Consider the following 17252-nt stretch of genomic DNA (forward strand, 5'->3'; position numbering starts at 1 on the left):
GCCGGCATCTGCACGGCGGGGGCTTTCCGATGTCAAAATTCGAACCAATCAGGCGTCAAGGATCGCCTTGATCGAGGCCTCGACCACGGACATTTCCGCAAGGCCGTCAACGCGCTGCAACTTCTTCTTCGCATGGTAGTAACCCAGCAAAGGAGAAGTCTTCTTGTAGTATTCCATCAGGCGGACCTTCAGGCTTTCCTCGTTGTCGTCGGCGCGCACGGGCTTGCCGGCTGCGGCAGCTTCCTTGGCGCGGTTGACGATGCGGTCGACCAGGACTTCGTCGCGGACGCGCAGTTCAATCGCGAAATCCAGCGTCTTGCCCATTTCTTCCATCAGCGCCTCAAGCGCGTCGGCCTGGGCCAGGGTCCGGGGGAAGCCGTCAAAGATGAAGCCGCCCTTTTCGTCGCCTTCCAGCTTTTCACGGATCAGACCGATGACGATCTCGTCGGTGACAAGCTCACCACGGTCCATGACCGCTGCGACCTTGTTGCCCATTTCGGTTCCGCTGGTCCGCGCTTCCCGCAGCATGTCCCCGGTGGACAGCTGGATCATGTCGCGATCCTCCACCAGTCGTGCGGCCTGAGTACCCTTGCCGGCACCCGGCGGTCCAAGGAGAATAATATTGGTCATCGGCGTGCTGCCCCCCTCCGTTTGCCACGGCGGCTCCCCTTGCCGCGCAGCTGAGATTTCTCGATCAGTCCTTCGTACTGATGTGCCAACAGATGCGATTGCGCCTGCTGAATCGTGTCCATCGTTACCGAAACAACGATCAGGACCGAAGTGCCACCAAAGTAGAACGGAATGGCCAGTTGGTTGCGCAGAATCTCGGGAAGGAGACAAACTGCCGCAAGGTAGGCCGAGCCCAGCACAAGCACGCGGTTTGCAACGTATTCCAGATATTCGGCGGTTTTCTTGCCCGGACGGATGCCGGGAACAAAGCCGTTCTGGTTCTTCAGGTTGTCCGCCACGTCATCGGGCTTGAAGGCCACGTTGAACGTGTAGAAGTAGGCGAAGAAGACGATCATCGCCGTGAAGAACAGCAGGTACAGCGGCTGCCCCGGGCCGAAGTAGGCTAGGATCGTCGACATGATCGGCGACGTCTGGTTGCCCGAGAAGGTCGAAATGGTCACCGGCAGAAGCAGCAGCGACGATGCGAAGATCGCCGGAATGACGCCTGCGGGGTTGACCTTGATCGGCAGGTGCGAGGATCCGCCATCATAGACCTTCATGCCGACCTGGCGGCGCGGGTACTGGATGTGGATCTTGCGCAGCGCGCGTTCCATGAAGACCACGAAGGCGATGGTGGCGATCACCATCGCGATCACGCCGACGATCACCGCCGGGCTGATCGCGCCCGAGCGGCCCGATGCAAAGAACTGTGCCAGCGCCGCGGGAAGTTCCGCGATGATGCCGACGAAGATGATCAGCGAAATGCCGTTGCCCAGACCCCGTGCGGTGATCTGTTCACCCAGCCACATCAGGAACATCGTGCCGCCGATCAGGGTGATCATGCAGACCGCGATGAAGAACCAATAGGGGATCTCGGCCTGGACCAGATCACCGGACTGCAGCGACACGGCCAGGCCGTAGGACTGCAGCGTCGCCAGGAAGACCGTGCCGTAGCGGGTCCACTGGTTCATCTTCTTGCGGCCCTGTTCGCCCTCTTTCTTCAGCTGTTCCAGCGCCGGCACCATGGAGCCGAGCAGCTGAACGATGATCGAGGCCGAAATATAGGGCATGATGCCCAGGGCGAAGATGCCCATGCGGCCCAATGCGCCGCCGGTGAACATCGACAGGATGCCACCGATCCCCTGCCCCGCGCCTTCCATGAACTGTCGCAGCGCCGCGCCGTCGATACCGGGAACCGGAATCCACGTGCCCAGGCGGTACACGATCAGAAGGACAATGGTGAAAAGGATGCGGTTGCGCAGGTCCGTCGCTTTTCCAAGCGCGGACCAGCTGGTGTTGGCCGCCATCTGTTCTGCTGCGGATACCATTCAGCGTCTCTCTTTCAGGCAAACGCCGCCGGACCGGTTTTCCGGCACGGCGGCGCTTTTGGAAAACTTGAGGTTATGTAAGCGGCCTGACGACCGCCCACAACCGCTTACTCTGCGGCTTGCGCAGCCGTGACCTTCAGCGAACCGCCGGCCTTTTCGACCGCTTCGATCGCTGCCTTCGAGGCACCGGTCACTTCGATGGTCGCCTTGGTGGCCAGCTCGCCCTTGGCGAGGATGCGGACACCGTCCAGCTTGCGGCGCACGGCACCGGAAGCGACCAGGGTGTCTTCGGTGATGTTGGCTGCGTCCAGCTTGCCGGCTTCGATGAACTTGGCGATGATGCCCAGGTTGATCACGGCGAATTCCTTGCGGTTCGGCTTGTTGAAGCCACGCTTGGGAAGACGCTGGTACAGCGGCATCTGGCCACCTTCGTAGCCCTTGATCGCCACACCCGAGCGGGATTTCTGACCCTTGATACCACGGCCACCCATCTTACCCTTGCCAGAGCCGGGGCCGCGGCCAACGCGCACACGCTTTTTGGTTGCGCCGGGATTGTCACGAAGTTCGTGCAGTTTCATGTCGCTTCTCCTTGCCGGAAGACCCTCCTGAAGCGAAGTGGAGGGCACGCGGCTTTTCTTGGTTGATTCTCATGCGGCCGGATGGCCACCGGGGGCGTATATTCCCTATGCCCCCGGCAAGCAAGCCATTCCTGCCGGTCGCGCGCCTGCCGCCGAGCCCCCGGAACGCACGCGGCAAGCGTCGCCATACGAGCCCCAACCGGCCCTGCCCCGCCATGGGACGACAAATCGTCGCAAATGGCCTATCCTCCCCGGGCAGTGACGTTTTCTGCCGCCTCAGGATGTGATCCCGATGTTCGCGACCAAAGCCCTGCCTGCCCGCCTGGTCACCGCCTTCGTGGCGGGCCTGTCGCTGCCCGCGCACGCGCTTGCCGCTGGCTGCGCGACGGACGCCATGCTGGTCTTCGACGGATCGGGCTCGATGATCGAATACGGCTTCGACTACCGGCAGGTCACCCGCATCAAGGAGGCCCGGCAGGCCGTCGCCACCGCCCTGCCCCAGGTCGAGGACTTCCGCCGCATCGGCCTGCTGATCTATGGCCCCAACACCGGGGACAGCTGTGCCGGCCTGGACCTGCGCTTTGCCCCCCGCCCCCAGGCGGCGCAACCGATCATTTCGGCGGTGAACGATCTGAACCCCGGCGGGCTAACCCCGCTTGCGGCCTCGGTCGATGTGGCGGCACAGGCGCTGGATCACCGCCGCGAACCCGGGATCATCGTCGTGGTGACGGACGGCAATGAAACCTGCGGAGGCCTGCCCTGCGCCACCGCCGATCGCCTGGCTGCTGAGGCGCGCGACCTGACCATCCATGTCATCGGCTTCCGCGCCATCGTCGACTTCTGGACCTGGGACAACCCCGAGCAAGAAGCGCACACCGGCAAGGGATCCGTCGCCCGCTGCCTCGCCGATCGGACCGGCGGGCTTTACGTGTCCGCCGACACGGTCGACACGCTGATCGAAGCGCTGCAGGTCACCCTGGGCTGCCCGCTATACGGCGACACCACCAGCCCCGCCACCAGGCGGCGCGGCTAGCCGCCCTTACCTTTTCGGAACCTCCCCCACGCCGAAAGATCGTGAAACCACGGGGCCACCCTGCCAAAAGAAAACACCCCGGGCCTTGCGGACCGGGGTGTCTTTATCTTCTCGGAAGAAAGCCTATCAGGCCTTTTCTTCGACGATCTCGACCAGGTGCGGGATCTTGTTGATCATGCCGCGGACCGACGGAGTGTCCTCCAGCTCGCGCACGCGGTGCATCTTGTTCAGGCCCAGGCCGATCAGCGTCTTGCGCTGGATTTCGGGGCGACGGATCGGCGAACCGATCTGTTTCACGACGATAGTAGCCATGGATTAGGCCTCCTCGGCAACGTGGGAGCTATCCGCCGGCGCGTCTTCACGCTTGGGCAGGATGTCAGCCACTTTCTTGCCACGACGCTGAGCCACCTGACGGGGCGAGGACTCTTTCTGGAGACCGTTCAGCGTTGCGCGGATCATGTTGTAGGGGTTCTGCGAACCGATCGACTTGGCGACCACGTCCTGGATGCCCAGCATCTCGAACACGGCACGCATCGGACCACCGGCGATGATACCGGTACCCGTCGGTGCGGTGCGCATGACGACGCGGCCAGCGCCGTGACGGCCTTCCATGTCGTGGTGCAGCGTGCGGCCTTCGCGCAGCGGAACGCGGATCATCTGGCGCTTGGCTTGCTCGGTCGCCTTGCGGATGGCCTCGGGGACCTCCTTGGCTTTACCTTTGCCAAAGCCGACGCGGCCTTTCTGGTCGCCAACAACGACGAGGGCTGCAAAGCCGAAACGCTTACCACCCTTGACGGTCTTGGACACACGGTTGATCGCGACAAGGCGATCTGCGAATTCCGGTGCTTCGTCGCGTTCGCGACGGTCCCGGCGGTTATCTTCACGAGCCATGGGCTCTCCTTTGCTATCGTGGGTCCCTGCCCCGTGGGGCGACCCGATTGTCCGATCCTTGGTGATACCCCGGCGGGGCGTCCCGGATCATCGGGGCACTGTCCGTACCCTCAAATCGAAAGGTGGGTTTGAAAACCCACCTCGCGAGGTTGGAAAAGGTGGGGGGGATCCCCACCAAATCCGGATCTTAGATCTTCAGACCACCTTCACGGGCGGCGTCGGCCAGGGCCTTCACCTTGCCGTGGAAGAGGAAGCCGCCGCGGTCGAAGTATGCTTCTTCGACGCCGGCCTTCTTCGCACGTTCGGCAATCGCCGCACCAACCTTGGCTGCTGCTTCGATGTTGTTCTTGCCGACCACGCCCAGGTCTTTTTCCAGCGAAGATGCGGACGCCAGGGTGACGCCGTTCACATCGTCGATCAGCTGAACGCTGATGTTCTTGGAAGACCGATGAACGGAAAGACGAACGCGACCCGCGTTGACCTTCCGAAGCTTGCTCCGGTTGCGCATGCGACGCTTCTGGAACAGTTCACGTTTGCTAAGTGCCATATCCTTGCGTCCTTACTTCTTCTTGCCTTCCTTACGGAAGATGAACTCACCCTTGTAGCGGATCCCTTTGCCCTTGTAGGGCTCGGGACGGCGCCAGTCGCGGATGTTTGCCGCAACCTGGCCGACAAGCTGAGCGTCGGAGCCTTCGATGACGATTTCGGTCGGCTTGGGGGTCGTGACAGTCACGCCAGCCGGGATATCGAAATCAACATCGTGCGAGTAGCCGAGGTTCAGTTTCAGAGTGGAGCCCTGAACGGCGGCACGATAACCGACACCCTGGATTTCCAGCTCTTTCTTGAAGCCTTCAGTCGCACCAGCAACCATGTTCGCAACCATCGTGCGGGACATGCCCCACTGCTGGCGTGCGCGCTTGGACGACCCACGGGGGGTGACGGTGATGACGTTGTCTTCCTGAACGATGGTCACATCGTCGGTGGCGGTGAAGCTGTGGGTGCCTTTCGGCCCCTTCACTTCAACGGTCTGACCCGAGATCGTCGCAGTGACGCCCGAGGGCAGCTCGACCGGTTTTTTCCCAATACGAGACATTGACGGACCTCCTTAGAAGACGGTGCAGATCACTTCGCCGCCAACATTCTGGCTGCGAGCTGCTGCATCCGACATCACGCCCTTGGACGTGGAGACAATCGACACACCCAGACCCTGGCGGACCTGCGGGATGTCATTGACGCTCATGTAGACGCGACGGCCGGGCTTGGAGACCCGCTTGAGTTCGCGAATGACAGGTGCGCCTTCGTAGTATTTCAGGCTGATTTCAAGGGTCGGGTGACCGTTGACATCGGTGCCTTTTTCATAGCCGCGGATGTAGCCTTCGTCCGCAAGCACGTCCAGGACCCAGCCACGCAGCTTGGAAGCCGGGGTGGAGACGGTGGACTTGCCGCGCATCTGGCTGTTGCGGATACGGGTGAGCATATCGCCGACAGGATCGTTCATATCTTACCCTCCTTACCAGCTGGATTTCACAAGGCCGGGGATCTGGCCGTTGGAGCCGAGTTCCCGCAGCATGATCCGGGACACCTTGAGCTTACGGTAGTAAGCGTGGGGACGGCCGGTCAGCTGGCAGCGGTTGTGCAGACGGGTTGCGGACGAGTTGCGGGGCAGCTCGGCCAGCTTCAGGGTGGCGCGGAAACGCTCTTCCATCGGCTTGGACTCGTCGTTGATGATTTCCTTCAGAGCAGCACGCTTCGCGGCATACTTCTTGACCAGACGCTCGCGCTTCTTCTCGCGCTCGATCATGGATTTTTTAGCCATATCGTTCTCTCCCGCGATCAGCTGTTGAAGGGCATGTTGAAATGCTTCAACAGCGCCTTTGCTTCCGCGTCGGATGCCGCGGTCGTGCAGATGATGATGTCCATGCCCCAGACTTCGTCGACTTTGTCGAAGTTGATCTCGGGGAACACGATGTGTTCTTTCAGGCCCATGGCATAGTTGCCACGGCCATCGAAGGACTTGCCGGAAACGCCGCGGAAGTCGCGGATACGGGGCATTGCGATGGTGATCAGGCGATCCAGGAATTCGTACATCCGGTCAGCGCGCAGGGTCACTTTCGCACCCAGGGGCATCTCTTCACGGACGCGGAAACCTGCGATGGATTTCTTCGCCTTGGTGATCACAGCTTTCTGGCCGGCAATCGCGGTCAGGTCTTCCTGAGCGGATTTGGCTTTCTTGCTGTCCTTGACCGCTTCAGCACCGCAGCCAATGTTCAGGACGATCTTGTCCAGGCGCGGGATCTGCAGGTCGTTCGCGTAGCCGAATTCTTCCTTCATGGCAGCACGGATGCTGTCCTTGTAGGCGGCCTTCAGGCGCGGGGTGTAGTTCGCGGTATCAAGCATCGATCACGTCTCCGGTCGTCTTGGCAAAGCGGACTTTCTTGTCGCCGTCCATCTTGAAACCGACGCGGGTCGGTTTGCCGTTGGCGTCGACATAAGCCAGGTTGGACAGCTGGATCGGCAGTGCCTTGGGCAGACGGCCACCCTGGGACGTCTGGGTCTGACGGGTGTGGCGAACAGCCATGTTCACACCGTCGACGATGGCCTTGCCTGCCTGCGGCAGAACCTGCGTGATCTCACCGGTCTTGCCTTTGTCCTTGCCGGCCAGAACGATGACCTTGTCACCTTTTTTCAGCTTGGCAGCCATGATTACAGCACCTCCGGAGCAAGCGAGATGATCTTCATGAAGTTCTTCGCCCGCAGCTCGCGCACGACCGGCCCGAAGATACGGGTGCCGACGGGTTCGCCTGCGTTGTTCAGGATGACGGCCGCGTTGCGGTCGAAGCGGATAGAGGTGCCGTCTTCACGACGGACTTCCTTGGCGGTGCGAACGACGACGGCCTTGCGGACGTCACCCTTTTTCACACGGCCGCGCGGAATGGCTTCTTTCACCGAAACAACGATGATGTCGCCAACCGACGCATAACGACGGTGCGAACCGCCGAGGACCTTGATGCACTGAACTCGGCGCGCGCCAGAGTTGTCAGCGACATCCAGATTGGTCTGCATCTGGATCATTTGGTTTCTCCCGACCTTTGGGGAGGGCTGCAGTGCCCCTAGCCCCCAGGGTTTCGATTAAGCTGGGTTGCGGCCGCTTACGCGGTGATCACTTCCCAACGTTTGGTCTTGGACTTCGGCGCGCATTCCTGAATGCGAACCGTATCACCCGTCTTGAAGGTGTTGTTCTCATCGTGAGCCCGGTATTTCTTGGACTTACGGATGGTCTTTTTCAGAACCGGGTGCGTGAAGCGGCGTTCCACCGACACGGTGACGGTCTGTGCGTTTGCGTCGGAGGTCACGACGCCTTGCAGGATACGTTTGGGCATCTGGATGCTTCCCTATCTGGCCTTATTCAGCAGCAGCTGCGGCTTTTTCATTCAACACGGTCAAGACGCGGGCTGCCTCGCGGCGGGCATCGCGCATACGTGCGGGGTTCTCCAGTTGGCCAGTGGCCTGCTGAAAGCGCAGGTTGAACTGCTCTTTTTTCAGCTCGGTCAGCTGCTCGCGCAGTTGATCGGGGGTCTTGTCACGAAGCTCGTTCGCGCTCATATCGTCGTTCCTTTCAACATCACCGGTTGGCCCCTGAGCGCGCATGCGCCGGGTCACCCTGATTCCGGTGGAGTCATGATGAGCCGGCCGTATAGGCGCGATTCCCCTTGGAAGCAAGACCTAATCCCGACCGAATGCCCCGCCGCGCGCGGGGGCGGATCCCCTGCCCCGGCGGTGCCGGAAACAGCGGCCCGGGTCCCTGCCGGGGCCGGGCCAGGGGATCGCCCGCCCCTAATCGGCGTGCTGCGGCGCCCCCCTGTCGCAGGGCTGACCCGCGATCTCTTCGAAGACGTCGTATTCGATCCGGTCGTCATAGCGGGTGCCGACGCCGAAGATCGACGCCCGCGTCAGCCATTCCAGCTGCGGTGCGCGGGTCGTGAAGGTGGGCACAACACGGAAGAAATGCCCGGCCTGGTCGATCTTGCCCCGGGCGGCAAAGACCCGGCGTTCCTCTTCCGACAGGTCCGAGATGCTCTCGTAGGACATCTGCACCAGCCAGCCTTCGTCGGTCTGCAACTGCACCCGCACGTCCATTGTGATGACGTTGTTCTTGATGCTGACCCAGTCGCCCGACACCGGAAGGATCTTGCCGGCAATCTGCTCGCCCTCGAAGCGCCCGCCCCGAACATGATATATCAGCCGGGTCTCACCACTCTGGCCTGTCACCTGCTGCGCCGGCCCCATGTCCAAGCGCATTTCCATCAGAAGCCGGGTGGTCTTCTCTGTCATTAACTCAACTAGTCCCACTTGTAATTGAAACTCACCGAAATCCGATCGTCTTCGGACATGTTCATCGGCACCTCGTGACGCAACCAGCTTTCCCACAGCAACACGTCGCCCGGCTTGGGTGCGACGTAGATGAAGGGCTTCAGCTCGTCCCTGGCCCCTTTCACGCGCGTCGGGGCCGCCATCATCATCTGAAGGCGCGGATCCTCCAGTTTCAAGGCGGACGCACCGTCAGGCATCGCGACGTAAGTTGTCCCCGAGATGACGCTGTGCGGATGGATATGTGACGAATGCGTCCCGCCCTCGGGCAGGATGTTGATCCACAGATCCTCAAGCACCAGGGACTTGTCCCCCAGGTCGAACTGGCAGGCTTCTGCAAAGGCGGCCACATGGGCATCCAGCGACTTCACCAGATCGGCGAAGATCGGAAAGCGCCAGGGCAGATCGGTCAGCGACGCGTAAGAGGTATAGCCGGGATAGCCATTATCTTCGCACCAGTCCTGCCCGGCCTCGTCATCCTCGGCGATGGAATAGCAAGAGGTCTCAAGCTCTTCGGTATCCACGGCCGGGCCATGTTCCGAAAGCTTCGCGTGATACAGCGGCGTGACGAAGAGCGTCCTTATATCTGCCATGACGGCCTCCTGCAGGGGTTTGTGCCTCCTACCCTACAGGCTTCGGGAAGGCGAGACACGCTTTTGGGTCAGCGCCGCCATTTTGCCCTTGCGGATCACGCCTGGGTGGCGTCTTCGACCTGCGGCCCTGTGCCTGCTTCGGCCCAATGGGCGGCGATGCGGGGCATGCTGCCTTCGATCCAGTCCGCCAGCACCCGCACCTTTTCCGCCGCTTCCCGTCCCAGGGGGGTCAGCTGATATTCCACATGCGGCGGCACCACGTCATATTCCACCCGCAGCACCAGCCCGTCGCCTTCCAGCCAGCGCAGCGTCTGCGCCAGCATCCGTTCGCTGACCCCGCCGACGCGGCGGCGCAGCTGGCTGAACCGCAGGGTGCCATGTTCCAGGGCGATCAGGACCAACACGCCCCATCTGGACGTCACATGTTTCATCACCTCGCGCGACGGGCATTTCGCCGACAGAAGGTCACCGCGCATCAGCGCGTCGGACAGGCCCTGGGGCTTGGGATCGGATGGAATGTTCATACTAACATTTATGTACGTACTTACACTTCGTAAGTAAAGGGCCTAGGTCCCCTGCATCAGACAGGCGCCGACCCCGCGCCACAGACAGGAAAGGACCTGACCATGACCATTGCCATCACCGGAGCCACCGGCCAGCTTGGCCGCCTTATCATCGAGAAACTGAAAGCCGCCGGACAGGCTGACGTTATCGCCCTGGCCCGCAGCCCCGAAAATGCCGCCGATCTGGGCGTGCCGGCCCGCGCCTTCGACTATGATCAGCCCGATACGCTGGCCCCTGCCCTATCCGGCGTGGACACGCTGATGTTCATCTCGGCCTCCGAGATCGGCCGCCGCGTCGATCAGCATCGCGCCGTGATTAAGGCCGCGAAAACCGCCGGCGTCCCCCATATCGTCTATACCAGCGTGCTGCATGCAGATACCTCGGCGCTGAGCCTGGCCGAAGAACACCGCCAGACCGAGGCGCTGCTGGCCGCCTCCGGCCTGACCGTGACCCTCCTGCGCAACGGCTGGTATACGGAAAACTACGCCGCCTCGATCCCTTCGGCGCTGGAACACGGGGCCTTTGTGGGGGCCGCGGGCGATGCGCGGATCTCCTCGGCCGCGCGGGCGGATTATGCGGACGCCGCTGTCGCCGTGCTGACCAACGCCGACCACGTGGGCAAGACGTTCGAGCTGGCCGGCGATGACAGTTATGCGCTGACCGACCTGGCAGCGGAACTTTCGCGCCGAACCGGGAGGGACATTCCCTACGTCGACATGCCCGAGGCGGACTACGCCGGTGTGCTGACCCAGGCGGGTTTCCCCGCGCCCATGGCTCAGGCTTTCGCGGGTTTTGACACCGCCGCCAAGGCAGGCGCGCTGTTTGACGACACCAAGGCGCTGTCCGCACTGATCGGCCATCCGACCACGCCCCTGTCCGAGACGGTCAAGGCCACGCTGGCCTGACCCCCGGCCCGACCGACAAAAGAAAAGCGCCCCGCTGTCACCAGCGGGGCGCTTTTTGTTTGGTCCGTGATCCCCGGCACAGGGCCCGGGATCACATCGCCAGCGGTCCAAGGGACCCGACCGGCTTACCAGTCTTCGCGAACGACGACGCGGGTTTTCACCGGCAGTTTCATCGCGGCCAGGCGCAGGGCCTCGCGTGCGATGTCTTCGTTCACGCCGTCGATTTCAAACATCATACGGCCGGGCTTCACTTTGCAGACCCAACGGTCAACAGAGCCTTTACCCTTACCCATACGAACTTCGATCGGCTTCGCGGTCACGGGCACGTCGGGGAAGATCCGGATCCAGACACGACCCTGACGCTTCATGTGACGCGTCATGGCCCGACGGGCGGCTTCGATCTGACGGGCGCTGACGCGCTCGGGCTCGGTGGCTTTAAGGCCATAGGTTCCGAAGTTCAGATCAGAGCCACCTTTGGCTTCGCCTTTGATGCGGCCCTTGAACTGCTTGCGGAATTTCGTGCGTTTCGGTTGAAGCATCTTGCGCTCTCCTTACCGGTCGCGGTCGCGGCGGTTACCGCCGGCGCCACGGGGTGCGGGACCGTCCTGAAGCTCTTGCGCACGGCGATCACGCGCCTGCGGGTCATGCTCCATGATCTCGCCTTTGAAGATCCAGACCTTGATGCCGATGATCCCGTAAGGGGTCGACGCCTCGGAATGGGCATAGTCGATGTCGGCGCGCAGGGTGTGCAGGGGCACACGGCCTTCACGGTACCATTCGGTCCGTGCGATTTCGGCACCACCCAGACGACCAGCGACGTTCACCCGGATACCCAGGGCGCCCATGCGCATGGCGTTCTGAACGGCACGCTTCATCGCGCGACGGAAGGAAACACGGCGTTCCAGCTGCTGAGCGATCGACTCACCAACCAGGGCTGCGTCCAGTTCCGGCTTGCGGACTTCGACGATGTTCAGGTGCAGTTCGCTGTCGGTCATCTTGGCAAGCTTGCCGCGCAGGACTTCGATGTCTGCGCCTTTCTTGCCGATGATGACGCCCGGACGTGCGGTGTGAATGGTCACACGGCACTTCTTGTGCGGACGCTCGATGATGACGCGTGCGACACCAGCCTGCTTGCACTCTTCCTTGATGAACTCACGAATGCGGATGTCTTCGAGAAGAAGATCACCGTAATCCTTCGTGTCGGCATACCAGCGGCTGTCCCAGGTACGGTTGACCTGCAGGCGCATGCCGATCGGATTGACTTTCTGACCCATTAGGCTTGCTCCTCGATCTGGCGGACCTTGATGGTCAGCTCCGAAAACGGCTTCATGATCTTGCCATAACGGCCACGTGCCCGCGGACGGCCACGCTTCATGATCAGGTTCTTGCCCACATAGGCCTCGGCGACGATCAGTTCATCGACGTCCAGGTTGTGGTTGTTTTCGGCGTTTGCGATCGCGGACTGAAGGCATTTCTTCACGTCCTCGGCAATCCGCTTTTTCGAGAAGGTCAGGTCCGTGAGGGCCTTGTCCACCTTCTTGCCGCGGATCAGCTGTGCAACCAGGTTCAGTTTCTGCGGGGACGTACGAAGCATGCGCAGTTTTGCCATTGCTTCATTGTCGGCCACGCGGCGGGGGTTCTGTGCCTTGCCCATGACTTACTTCCGCTTCGCTTTCTTGTCGGCAGCATGCCCGTAGTAGGTACGGGACGGCGAATATTCACCGAACTTCTGACCGATCATGTCCTCGGAGACGTTCACAGGAACGTGCTTCTGGCCGTTGTAGACGCCAAACGTCAGGCCCACGAACTGGGGCAGGATCGTCGAACGACGGGACCAGATCTTGATGACTTCGTTACGCCCGGATTCGCGCGCCGCTTCGGCTTTTTTCAGCACGTAAGCGTCGACAAAGGGGCCTTTCCAAACAGAGCGTGCCATATGTTAGCGCCCTTTCTTCTTGGCGTGCCGGGAGCGGATGATAAGCCGCGAGGACGCCTTGTTCTTGTCACGGGTGCGTGCACCTTTGGTCGGCTTGCCCCAGGGGGTAACCGGGTGACGACCACCAGAGGTCCGGCCTTCACCACCACCATGGGGGTGGTCGATCGGGTTCATAACCACACCACGAACAGAGGGGCGGATGCCCTTGTGGCGCATACGACCGGCTTTACCGTAGTTCTGGTTCGAGTTGTCGGGGTTCGACACGGCACCAACGGTGGCCATGCATTCCTGACGGACCATGCGCAGCTCGCCCGAGCTCAGGCGGATCTGTGCGTAACCACCGTCACGGCCGACGAACTGGGCATAGGTGCCCGCGGCGCGTGCGATCTGACCGCCCTTGCCGGGCTTCAGTTCGATGTTGTGGACAATGGTACCGATCGGCATGCCCGAGAACGGCATTGCGTTACCCGGCTTGATGTCGGCTTTCTGGGACGCGACGACGCTGTCGCCCACGGCCAGACGCTGCGGTGCCAGGATATAGGCCTGTTCACCATCTTCATATTTCACCAGCGCGATGAATGCGGTCCGGTTCGGGTCATATTCGATCCGCTCGACGGTTGCCGCCACATCGAATTTGTTGCGCTTGAAATCGACGATCCGATAAAGGCGTTTCGCCCCGCCGCCCTTGCGGCGCATCGTAATCCGTCCGGTGTTGTTCCGGCCGCCGTTCTTCGTCAGACCCTGGGTAAGGGCTTTGACGGGGCGTCCTTTGTACAGCTCCGAACGGTCGATCAGCACCAGCCCGCGCTGGCCCGGCGTCGTCGGCTTATACGACTTGAGTGCCATGCTTTCTGTCTTCCGTTTAGCAAGTGGTCCCCAGCCCATGGGCGGGTGACCTATGTGTTAGCCCCCTGCCCTGACCGTCTTAGGTGTGGCGAGGTGACCGTTGGTATAGGCCCCCGAAGGTGCCCGGTGAGATGTTCTTATGAGGATGTCATACGAACAAAAGCAGAGCCCCGGACGAATCCGGGGCCATGCCGATGGGGTCGTCTAAGAACTTTGGGCCACATGGTCAAGTCCCGATCGCGGGACATTGGGTCCACATCAATGTCGCAAGCTCTCTCCCGCTTGATGTAGAGGTCCGACCCTGGCACCCCAGGGACGAATCCATACCGGAATTACGCCGCCTTAGTATCCTGACGCTTAGATTTGCTCGCAACGCCGTAAAGCCCGGCAAGCCCGGTCAGAAAAAGGGGAAAGCCCGCCGGCAACGGCACAGCCGGCGTGGTTTCACGAAGGGAAACCGTCACCTGATAATCAAAAGAAACGGTGCCAAAACTCTGGATATCGGGATTGTTCCCGAAGCCCAGGATCGTGCTCGGGAAAATCTGAACCGAGATGACGCCACCGGCGAGGAAGCTGTCACCCAGAAGGCTGAAGACGCCGTTTTCTTCAAAATAGACGTTGTTCACGCCACCGCCTATCGCCGACGGATCCTCTATGGGACCCGTCTCTGCCGGGAAGTTGGGATCGACCGGATAGTTGTACATCGCATCGGTCGTGAAATTCGAAATTACGACCGACGCACCGACCAGTTCCGTACCCGCGGCAAGGGTGAAGAAACCGTAGTCGATTTCATCACCTCCGGAACAGTCCGAGAAATCTGCCCCCGGATCAAGCACACAGGTCGCGGACACGGACCCCGTGACTGTGTTGTCACCAACACCGAATTCGCCAAAATTGGTCGGGGAAAAGAAACTGTTCGAGAAATCGACAGTTTCGACAACAGAGGCGGCTTGAACTGCGCCACCGGACAGAAGTGCCAAAGTACCCAATACTGCGAAATACCGCATAGATCTCACCTTTTTACAAACACAGAATTAAAAAAGCATAATATTTGATTCTTTACAACGTACGCATTCAAGACCCGGAAATGGAAACGGGCCCCGCCGATAAGCGGGGCCCGATTATTCATCTAAATCAACGGCAAGACTGGCGTCCGGCCGCCAGGACCGATCAGAGACCGGTCGAGATGTCGATCGTGTTGCCTTCTTCAAGCGTCACGTAAGCTTTTTTGACATCCTTGCGGGTGCCCAGCTTACCGCGGAAGCGCTTCACCTTGCCTTTGGTGATGGTCGTGTTCACGGCCTTCACCTTCACACCAAACAGCGCCTCGACGGCCTCTTTGATCTGCGGCTTGTTCGCTTCCGGTGCGACCTCGAAAACAACGGCGTTGGCTTCGGAAGCCATGGTTGCCTTCTCGGTGATGACCGGCTTGCGGATCACGTCGTAATGTTCTGCTTTCGCGCTCATTTCAGACGAGCCTCCAGTGCTTCGACACCCGCTTTGGTGAGCACCAGGGTGTCACGCTTCAGGATGTCATAGACATTGGCGCCGATCGAGGGCAGCACGTCCAGCCCCGCGATGTTCGCGGCAGCCTTGGCGAAATCCTCGTTCACGGAGCCGTCGATGATCAGCGCGCGCTTCCAGCCCAGGTTCTTGACCTGCTTGGCCAGAGCCGAGGTCTTTGCCCCTGCGTCTGCGGCATCGATGATCACCAGCGAACCTTCCTTGGCCTTGGCCGACAGCGCGTGCTTCAGACCCAGCTTGCGGAATTTCTTCGGCAGGTCATGGGCATGAGACCGCGGGGTCGGGCCTTTGTAGATGCCACCCTTGCGGAAGATCGGTGCCTTGCGGGAACCGTGGCGTGCGCCGCCGGTGCCCTTCTGGCGATAGATCTTCTTGGTCGAGTAGCTGACCTCGGAACGGGTCAGAACCTTGTGGGTGCCCTGCTGCGCCTTGTTGCGCTGCCAGCGAACCACACGGTGCAGGATGTCTGCACGCGGCTCCAGGCCGAAGATCTCGTCGCCGAGATCGACGGAACCAGCAGAAGAGCCGTCCAGATTGATCACGTCGAGTTTCATTCTTCGCCTTCCTTCTTCTCAGCCTCGATTTCGGCCTCCGCTGCTTTCAGCGCGGCTTCTTCGGCGGCGGCTGCCTCGGCTGCGGCTGCCTCTTCGGCGGCCTTGGCTTCGGCTTCGGCCTGCGCAGCGGCTTCTTCAGCAGCTTTGCGGGCTTCTTCAGCGGCGGATTTCAGGGCTGCGGGCAGGATCGCGTTCTCGGGGAACGGTTTCTTGACCGCGTCCTTCACGGTGACCCAACCACCTTTCGAACCCGGAACCGCGCCCTTGATCATGATCAGGCCGCGTTCGCTGTCGGTCTTGACGACCTGCAGGTTCTGCGTGGTGACACGGACGGCACCCATGTGGCCGGCCATTTTCTTGCCCTTGAACACTTTGCCCGGGTCCTGACACTGACCGGTCGAACCATGCGACCGGTGCGAGATCGAGACACCGTGCGTGGCGCGCAGACCACCGAAGTTGTGGCGCTTCATACCACCGGCAAAACCCTTACCGATCGAGGTGCCGCAGACATCGACGAACTGACCTTCGAAGTAATGGTCGGCCGTGATTTCTTCGCCCACGTTGATCAGGTTTTCCGCGTCGACGCGGAATTCAGCGATCTTGCGCTTGGGTTCGACGTTGGCAGCCGCGAAGTGACCACGCATGGCCTTCGAGGTGCGCTTGGCTTTGGCAGTGCCGGCGCCCAGCTGGACGGCGGTGTAGCCATGTGCATCGGCGGTACGCTGTGCCACGACCTGCAGCTTGTCCAGCTGCAGAACGGTCACGGGGACCTGCTTGCCGTCTTCCAGGAAGAGGCGGGTCATGCCGATTTTCTTTGCGATGATACCGGAACGGAGCATCTGATGGTCCCTCCCTTACACCTTGATCTCGACATCCACGCCGGCGGCGAGGTCGAGCTTCATCAGCGCGTCCACCGTCTGCGGGGTCGGATCCACGATGTCGAGCAGACGCTTGTGCGTGCGGATCTCGAACTGGTCGCGGGATTTCTTGTCGACGTGAGGGCCACGGAGAACCGTGAACTTCTCGATCTTGTTGGGCAGCGGGATCGGGCCACGGACCTGAGCGCCGGTGCGCTTCGCCGTGTTCACGATTTCCTGCGTGGACGTATCCAACACACGGTAATCGAATGCCTTCAGCCGGATGCGAATGGTTTGACCTGACATGTCAATTCAGCCTTCTTCGGCGTTTGAGTTGAGAGGAAGAAACAGGACCACCCTGCCCCTTCGTCGAACCCTTGTAGGTATGGAGCCCCGCGTGAACGGGGCTCCGGAATTAGGTCGTGGGACGCGTTACAACGTCTTCACGAAGACATCAATCAATAGTTGATGCCGCGGAGAAATTCCCCGCAGCATCGACAGGATTGCCTGCCTTAGGCGACGATCTTGGAGACGACGCCCGAACCAACGGTCCGGCCACCTTCACGGATTGCGAAACGCAGGCCGTCTTCCATGGCGATCGGTGCG

General features: G+C 61.1%; 30 protein-coding genes. 2 read left to right on the forward strand and 28 right to left on the reverse strand.

Translation table 11 applies throughout. The annotated features are described in order from the left end of the window. Positions 1-48: 48 nt before the first annotated feature. The 3 genes from BMX99_RS14475 to rplO form a co-directional block, all read right to left on the reverse strand. Positions 49-630, reverse strand: coding sequence for an adenylate kinase (locus tag BMX99_RS14475; protein ID WP_093453141.1), 582 nt, complete (start codon positions 628-630; stop codon positions 49-51). Then, a complete protein-coding gene (gene secY, locus BMX99_RS14480; protein WP_093453142.1) occupies positions 627-1997 on the reverse strand; it encodes a preprotein translocase subunit SecY in 1371 nt (456 codons plus the stop codon). The genes BMX99_RS14475 and secY overlap by 4 nt, the downstream gene beginning before the upstream one ends. Before the next feature lie 107 nt (positions 1998-2104). Continuing rightward, positions 2105-2575, reverse strand: coding sequence for a 50S ribosomal protein L15 (gene rplO, locus BMX99_RS14485; RefSeq protein ID WP_093453144.1), 471 nt, complete (start codon positions 2573-2575; stop codon positions 2105-2107). Between the two features lie 292 nt (positions 2576-2867). Between rplO and BMX99_RS14490 the strand changes: the two genes are divergently transcribed. Further along, positions 2868-3608 carry a vWA domain-containing protein gene (locus BMX99_RS14490; RefSeq protein ID WP_244525523.1) on the forward strand — a complete coding sequence of 247 codons (741 nt, stop codon included), beginning with the start codon at positions 2868-2870 and terminating at the stop codon, positions 3606-3608. 126 nt (positions 3609-3734) lie between these two features. On the opposite strand, the gene rpmD is transcribed toward BMX99_RS14490, so the two are convergent. The 14 genes from rpmD to BMX99_RS14560 all read right to left on the reverse strand — a co-directional run bounded on the left by rpmD (position 3735) and on the right by BMX99_RS14560 (position 9984). Then, entirely contained in the window at positions 3735-3920 is a 186-nt protein-coding gene (gene rpmD / locus BMX99_RS14495; protein ID WP_093453146.1) for a 50S ribosomal protein L30, read from the reverse strand. Between the two features lie 3 nt (positions 3921-3923). Further along, complete coding sequence (rpsE, locus tag BMX99_RS14500; RefSeq protein ID WP_093453148.1) at positions 3924-4499, reverse strand: 30S ribosomal protein S5; 576 nt, start codon at positions 4497-4499, stop codon at positions 3924-3926. 187 nt (positions 4500-4686) lie between these two features. Next, positions 4687-5046, reverse strand: coding sequence for a 50S ribosomal protein L18 (gene rplR, locus BMX99_RS14505; RefSeq protein ID WP_093453150.1), 360 nt, complete (start codon positions 5044-5046; stop codon positions 4687-4689). 12 nt (positions 5047-5058) lie between these two features. After that, positions 5059-5592 carry a 50S ribosomal protein L6 gene (rplF, locus tag BMX99_RS14510; RefSeq protein WP_093453152.1) on the reverse strand — a complete coding sequence of 178 codons (534 nt, stop codon included), beginning with the start codon at positions 5590-5592 and terminating at the stop codon, positions 5059-5061. 12 nt (positions 5593-5604) lie between these two features. Further along, positions 5605-5997 carry a 30S ribosomal protein S8 gene (gene rpsH, locus BMX99_RS14515; RefSeq protein WP_093453154.1) on the reverse strand — a complete coding sequence of 131 codons (393 nt, stop codon included), beginning with the start codon at positions 5995-5997 and terminating at the stop codon, positions 5605-5607. A gap of 12 nt (positions 5998-6009) precedes the next feature. After that, positions 6010-6315, reverse strand: coding sequence for a 30S ribosomal protein S14 (rpsN, locus tag BMX99_RS14520; RefSeq protein WP_093453156.1), 306 nt, complete (start codon positions 6313-6315; stop codon positions 6010-6012). Positions 6316-6332: 17 nt separating this feature from the next. Then, the gene (gene rplE / locus BMX99_RS14525) at positions 6333-6896 is read right to left on the reverse strand and encodes a 50S ribosomal protein L5 (RefSeq protein ID WP_093453158.1); all 564 of its coding nucleotides are present in this window, start codon (positions 6894-6896) and stop codon (positions 6333-6335) included. Next, positions 6889-7200: a 50S ribosomal protein L24 gene (gene rplX, locus BMX99_RS14530; RefSeq protein WP_093453161.1), complete on the reverse strand. Its 312-nt coding sequence runs from the start codon at positions 7198-7200 to the stop codon at positions 6889-6891. Before rplX ends, rplE begins: the two co-directional genes overlap by 8 nt. A 2-nt stretch (positions 7201-7202) precedes the next feature. Continuing rightward, positions 7203-7571, reverse strand: a complete 369-nt coding sequence (gene rplN / locus BMX99_RS14535; RefSeq protein ID WP_009805806.1) for a 50S ribosomal protein L14 — start codon at positions 7569-7571, stop codon at positions 7203-7205. 77 nt (positions 7572-7648) lie between these two features. Then, on the reverse strand, positions 7649-7879 hold the full coding sequence (gene rpsQ / locus BMX99_RS14540) for a 30S ribosomal protein S17 (RefSeq protein ID WP_093453163.1): 231 nt from the start codon (positions 7877-7879) through the stop codon (positions 7649-7651). A 22-nt stretch (positions 7880-7901) separates the two neighbouring features. Next, entirely contained in the window at positions 7902-8102 is a 201-nt protein-coding gene (gene rpmC, locus BMX99_RS14545) for a 50S ribosomal protein L29 (protein WP_093453165.1), read from the reverse strand. Positions 8103-8333: 231 nt separating this feature from the next. Beyond that, on the reverse strand, positions 8334-8831 hold the full coding sequence (locus BMX99_RS14550) for a DUF3237 domain-containing protein (RefSeq protein ID WP_093453167.1): 498 nt from the start codon (positions 8829-8831) through the stop codon (positions 8334-8336). Between the two features lie 8 nt (positions 8832-8839). Beyond that, positions 8840-9460 (reverse strand): 2OG-Fe(II) oxygenase family protein, encoded by a 621-nt coding sequence (locus BMX99_RS14555; protein WP_093453169.1) that lies wholly within the window; start codon positions 9458-9460, stop codon positions 8840-8842. A gap of 95 nt (positions 9461-9555) precedes the next feature. Then, the gene (locus BMX99_RS14560) at positions 9556-9984 is read right to left on the reverse strand and encodes a winged helix-turn-helix transcriptional regulator (protein ID WP_093453171.1); all 429 of its coding nucleotides are present in this window, start codon (positions 9982-9984) and stop codon (positions 9556-9558) included. Positions 9985-10086: 102 nt separating this feature from the next. Between BMX99_RS14560 and BMX99_RS14565 the strand changes: the two genes are divergently transcribed. After that, the gene (locus BMX99_RS14565; protein WP_093453173.1) at positions 10087-10929 is read left to right on the forward strand and encodes an SDR family oxidoreductase; all 843 of its coding nucleotides are present in this window, start codon (positions 10087-10089) and stop codon (positions 10927-10929) included. 125 nt (positions 10930-11054) lie between these two features. Here the strand turns inward: BMX99_RS14565 and rplP are convergent, their stop codons facing one another. From rplP to BMX99_RS20025, 11 genes are all read right to left on the reverse strand, one after another. Then, on the reverse strand, positions 11055-11468 hold the full coding sequence (rplP, locus tag BMX99_RS14570; RefSeq protein WP_093453175.1) for a 50S ribosomal protein L16: 414 nt from the start codon (positions 11466-11468) through the stop codon (positions 11055-11057). 12 nt (positions 11469-11480) lie between these two features. Next, a complete protein-coding gene (rpsC, locus tag BMX99_RS14575; RefSeq protein ID WP_093453177.1) occupies positions 11481-12203 on the reverse strand; it encodes a 30S ribosomal protein S3 in 723 nt (240 codons plus the stop codon). Beyond that, positions 12203-12583 (reverse strand): 50S ribosomal protein L22, encoded by a 381-nt coding sequence (rplV, locus tag BMX99_RS14580; protein WP_093453180.1) that lies wholly within the window; start codon positions 12581-12583, stop codon positions 12203-12205. The genes rpsC and rplV overlap by 1 nt, the downstream gene beginning before the upstream one ends. Positions 12584-12586: 3 nt before the next feature. Next, complete coding sequence (gene rpsS, locus BMX99_RS14585) at positions 12587-12865, reverse strand: 30S ribosomal protein S19 (RefSeq protein ID WP_093453183.1); 279 nt, start codon at positions 12863-12865, stop codon at positions 12587-12589. 3 nt (positions 12866-12868) lie between these two features. Further along, the gene (gene rplB, locus BMX99_RS14590; protein WP_093453185.1) at positions 12869-13711 is read right to left on the reverse strand and encodes a 50S ribosomal protein L2; all 843 of its coding nucleotides are present in this window, start codon (positions 13709-13711) and stop codon (positions 12869-12871) included. A 332-nt stretch (positions 13712-14043) separates the two neighbouring features. Further along, positions 14044-14718 carry a VPLPA-CTERM sorting domain-containing protein gene (locus tag BMX99_RS14595; RefSeq protein WP_139199546.1) on the reverse strand — a complete coding sequence of 225 codons (675 nt, stop codon included), beginning with the start codon at positions 14716-14718 and terminating at the stop codon, positions 14044-14046. Between the two features lie 163 nt (positions 14719-14881). Further along, positions 14882-15178: a 50S ribosomal protein L23 gene (locus BMX99_RS14600; protein ID WP_093453190.1), complete on the reverse strand. Its 297-nt coding sequence runs from the start codon at positions 15176-15178 to the stop codon at positions 14882-14884. Continuing rightward, the gene (rplD, locus tag BMX99_RS14605) at positions 15175-15789 is read right to left on the reverse strand and encodes a 50S ribosomal protein L4 (protein ID WP_093453193.1); all 615 of its coding nucleotides are present in this window, start codon (positions 15787-15789) and stop codon (positions 15175-15177) included. Before rplD ends, BMX99_RS14600 begins: the two co-directional genes overlap by 4 nt. Continuing rightward, complete coding sequence (gene rplC / locus BMX99_RS14610; RefSeq protein ID WP_093453196.1) at positions 15786-16628, reverse strand: 50S ribosomal protein L3; 843 nt, start codon at positions 16626-16628, stop codon at positions 15786-15788. The genes rplD and rplC overlap by 4 nt, the downstream gene beginning before the upstream one ends. A 15-nt stretch (positions 16629-16643) precedes the next feature. Further along, entirely contained in the window at positions 16644-16952 is a 309-nt protein-coding gene (gene rpsJ, locus BMX99_RS14615; protein WP_009805820.1) for a 30S ribosomal protein S10, read from the reverse strand. 206 nt (positions 16953-17158) lie between these two features. Continuing rightward, on the reverse strand, positions 17159-17252 hold a 94-nt coding region (locus BMX99_RS20025), incomplete at its 5' end, for an EF-Tu C-terminal domain-related protein (protein ID WP_139199548.1).

The organism is Pseudooceanicola nitratireducens (assembly GCF_900109195.1).
Lineage (GTDB): Bacteria > Pseudomonadota > Alphaproteobacteria > Rhodobacterales > Rhodobacteraceae > Pseudooceanicola > Pseudooceanicola nitratireducens.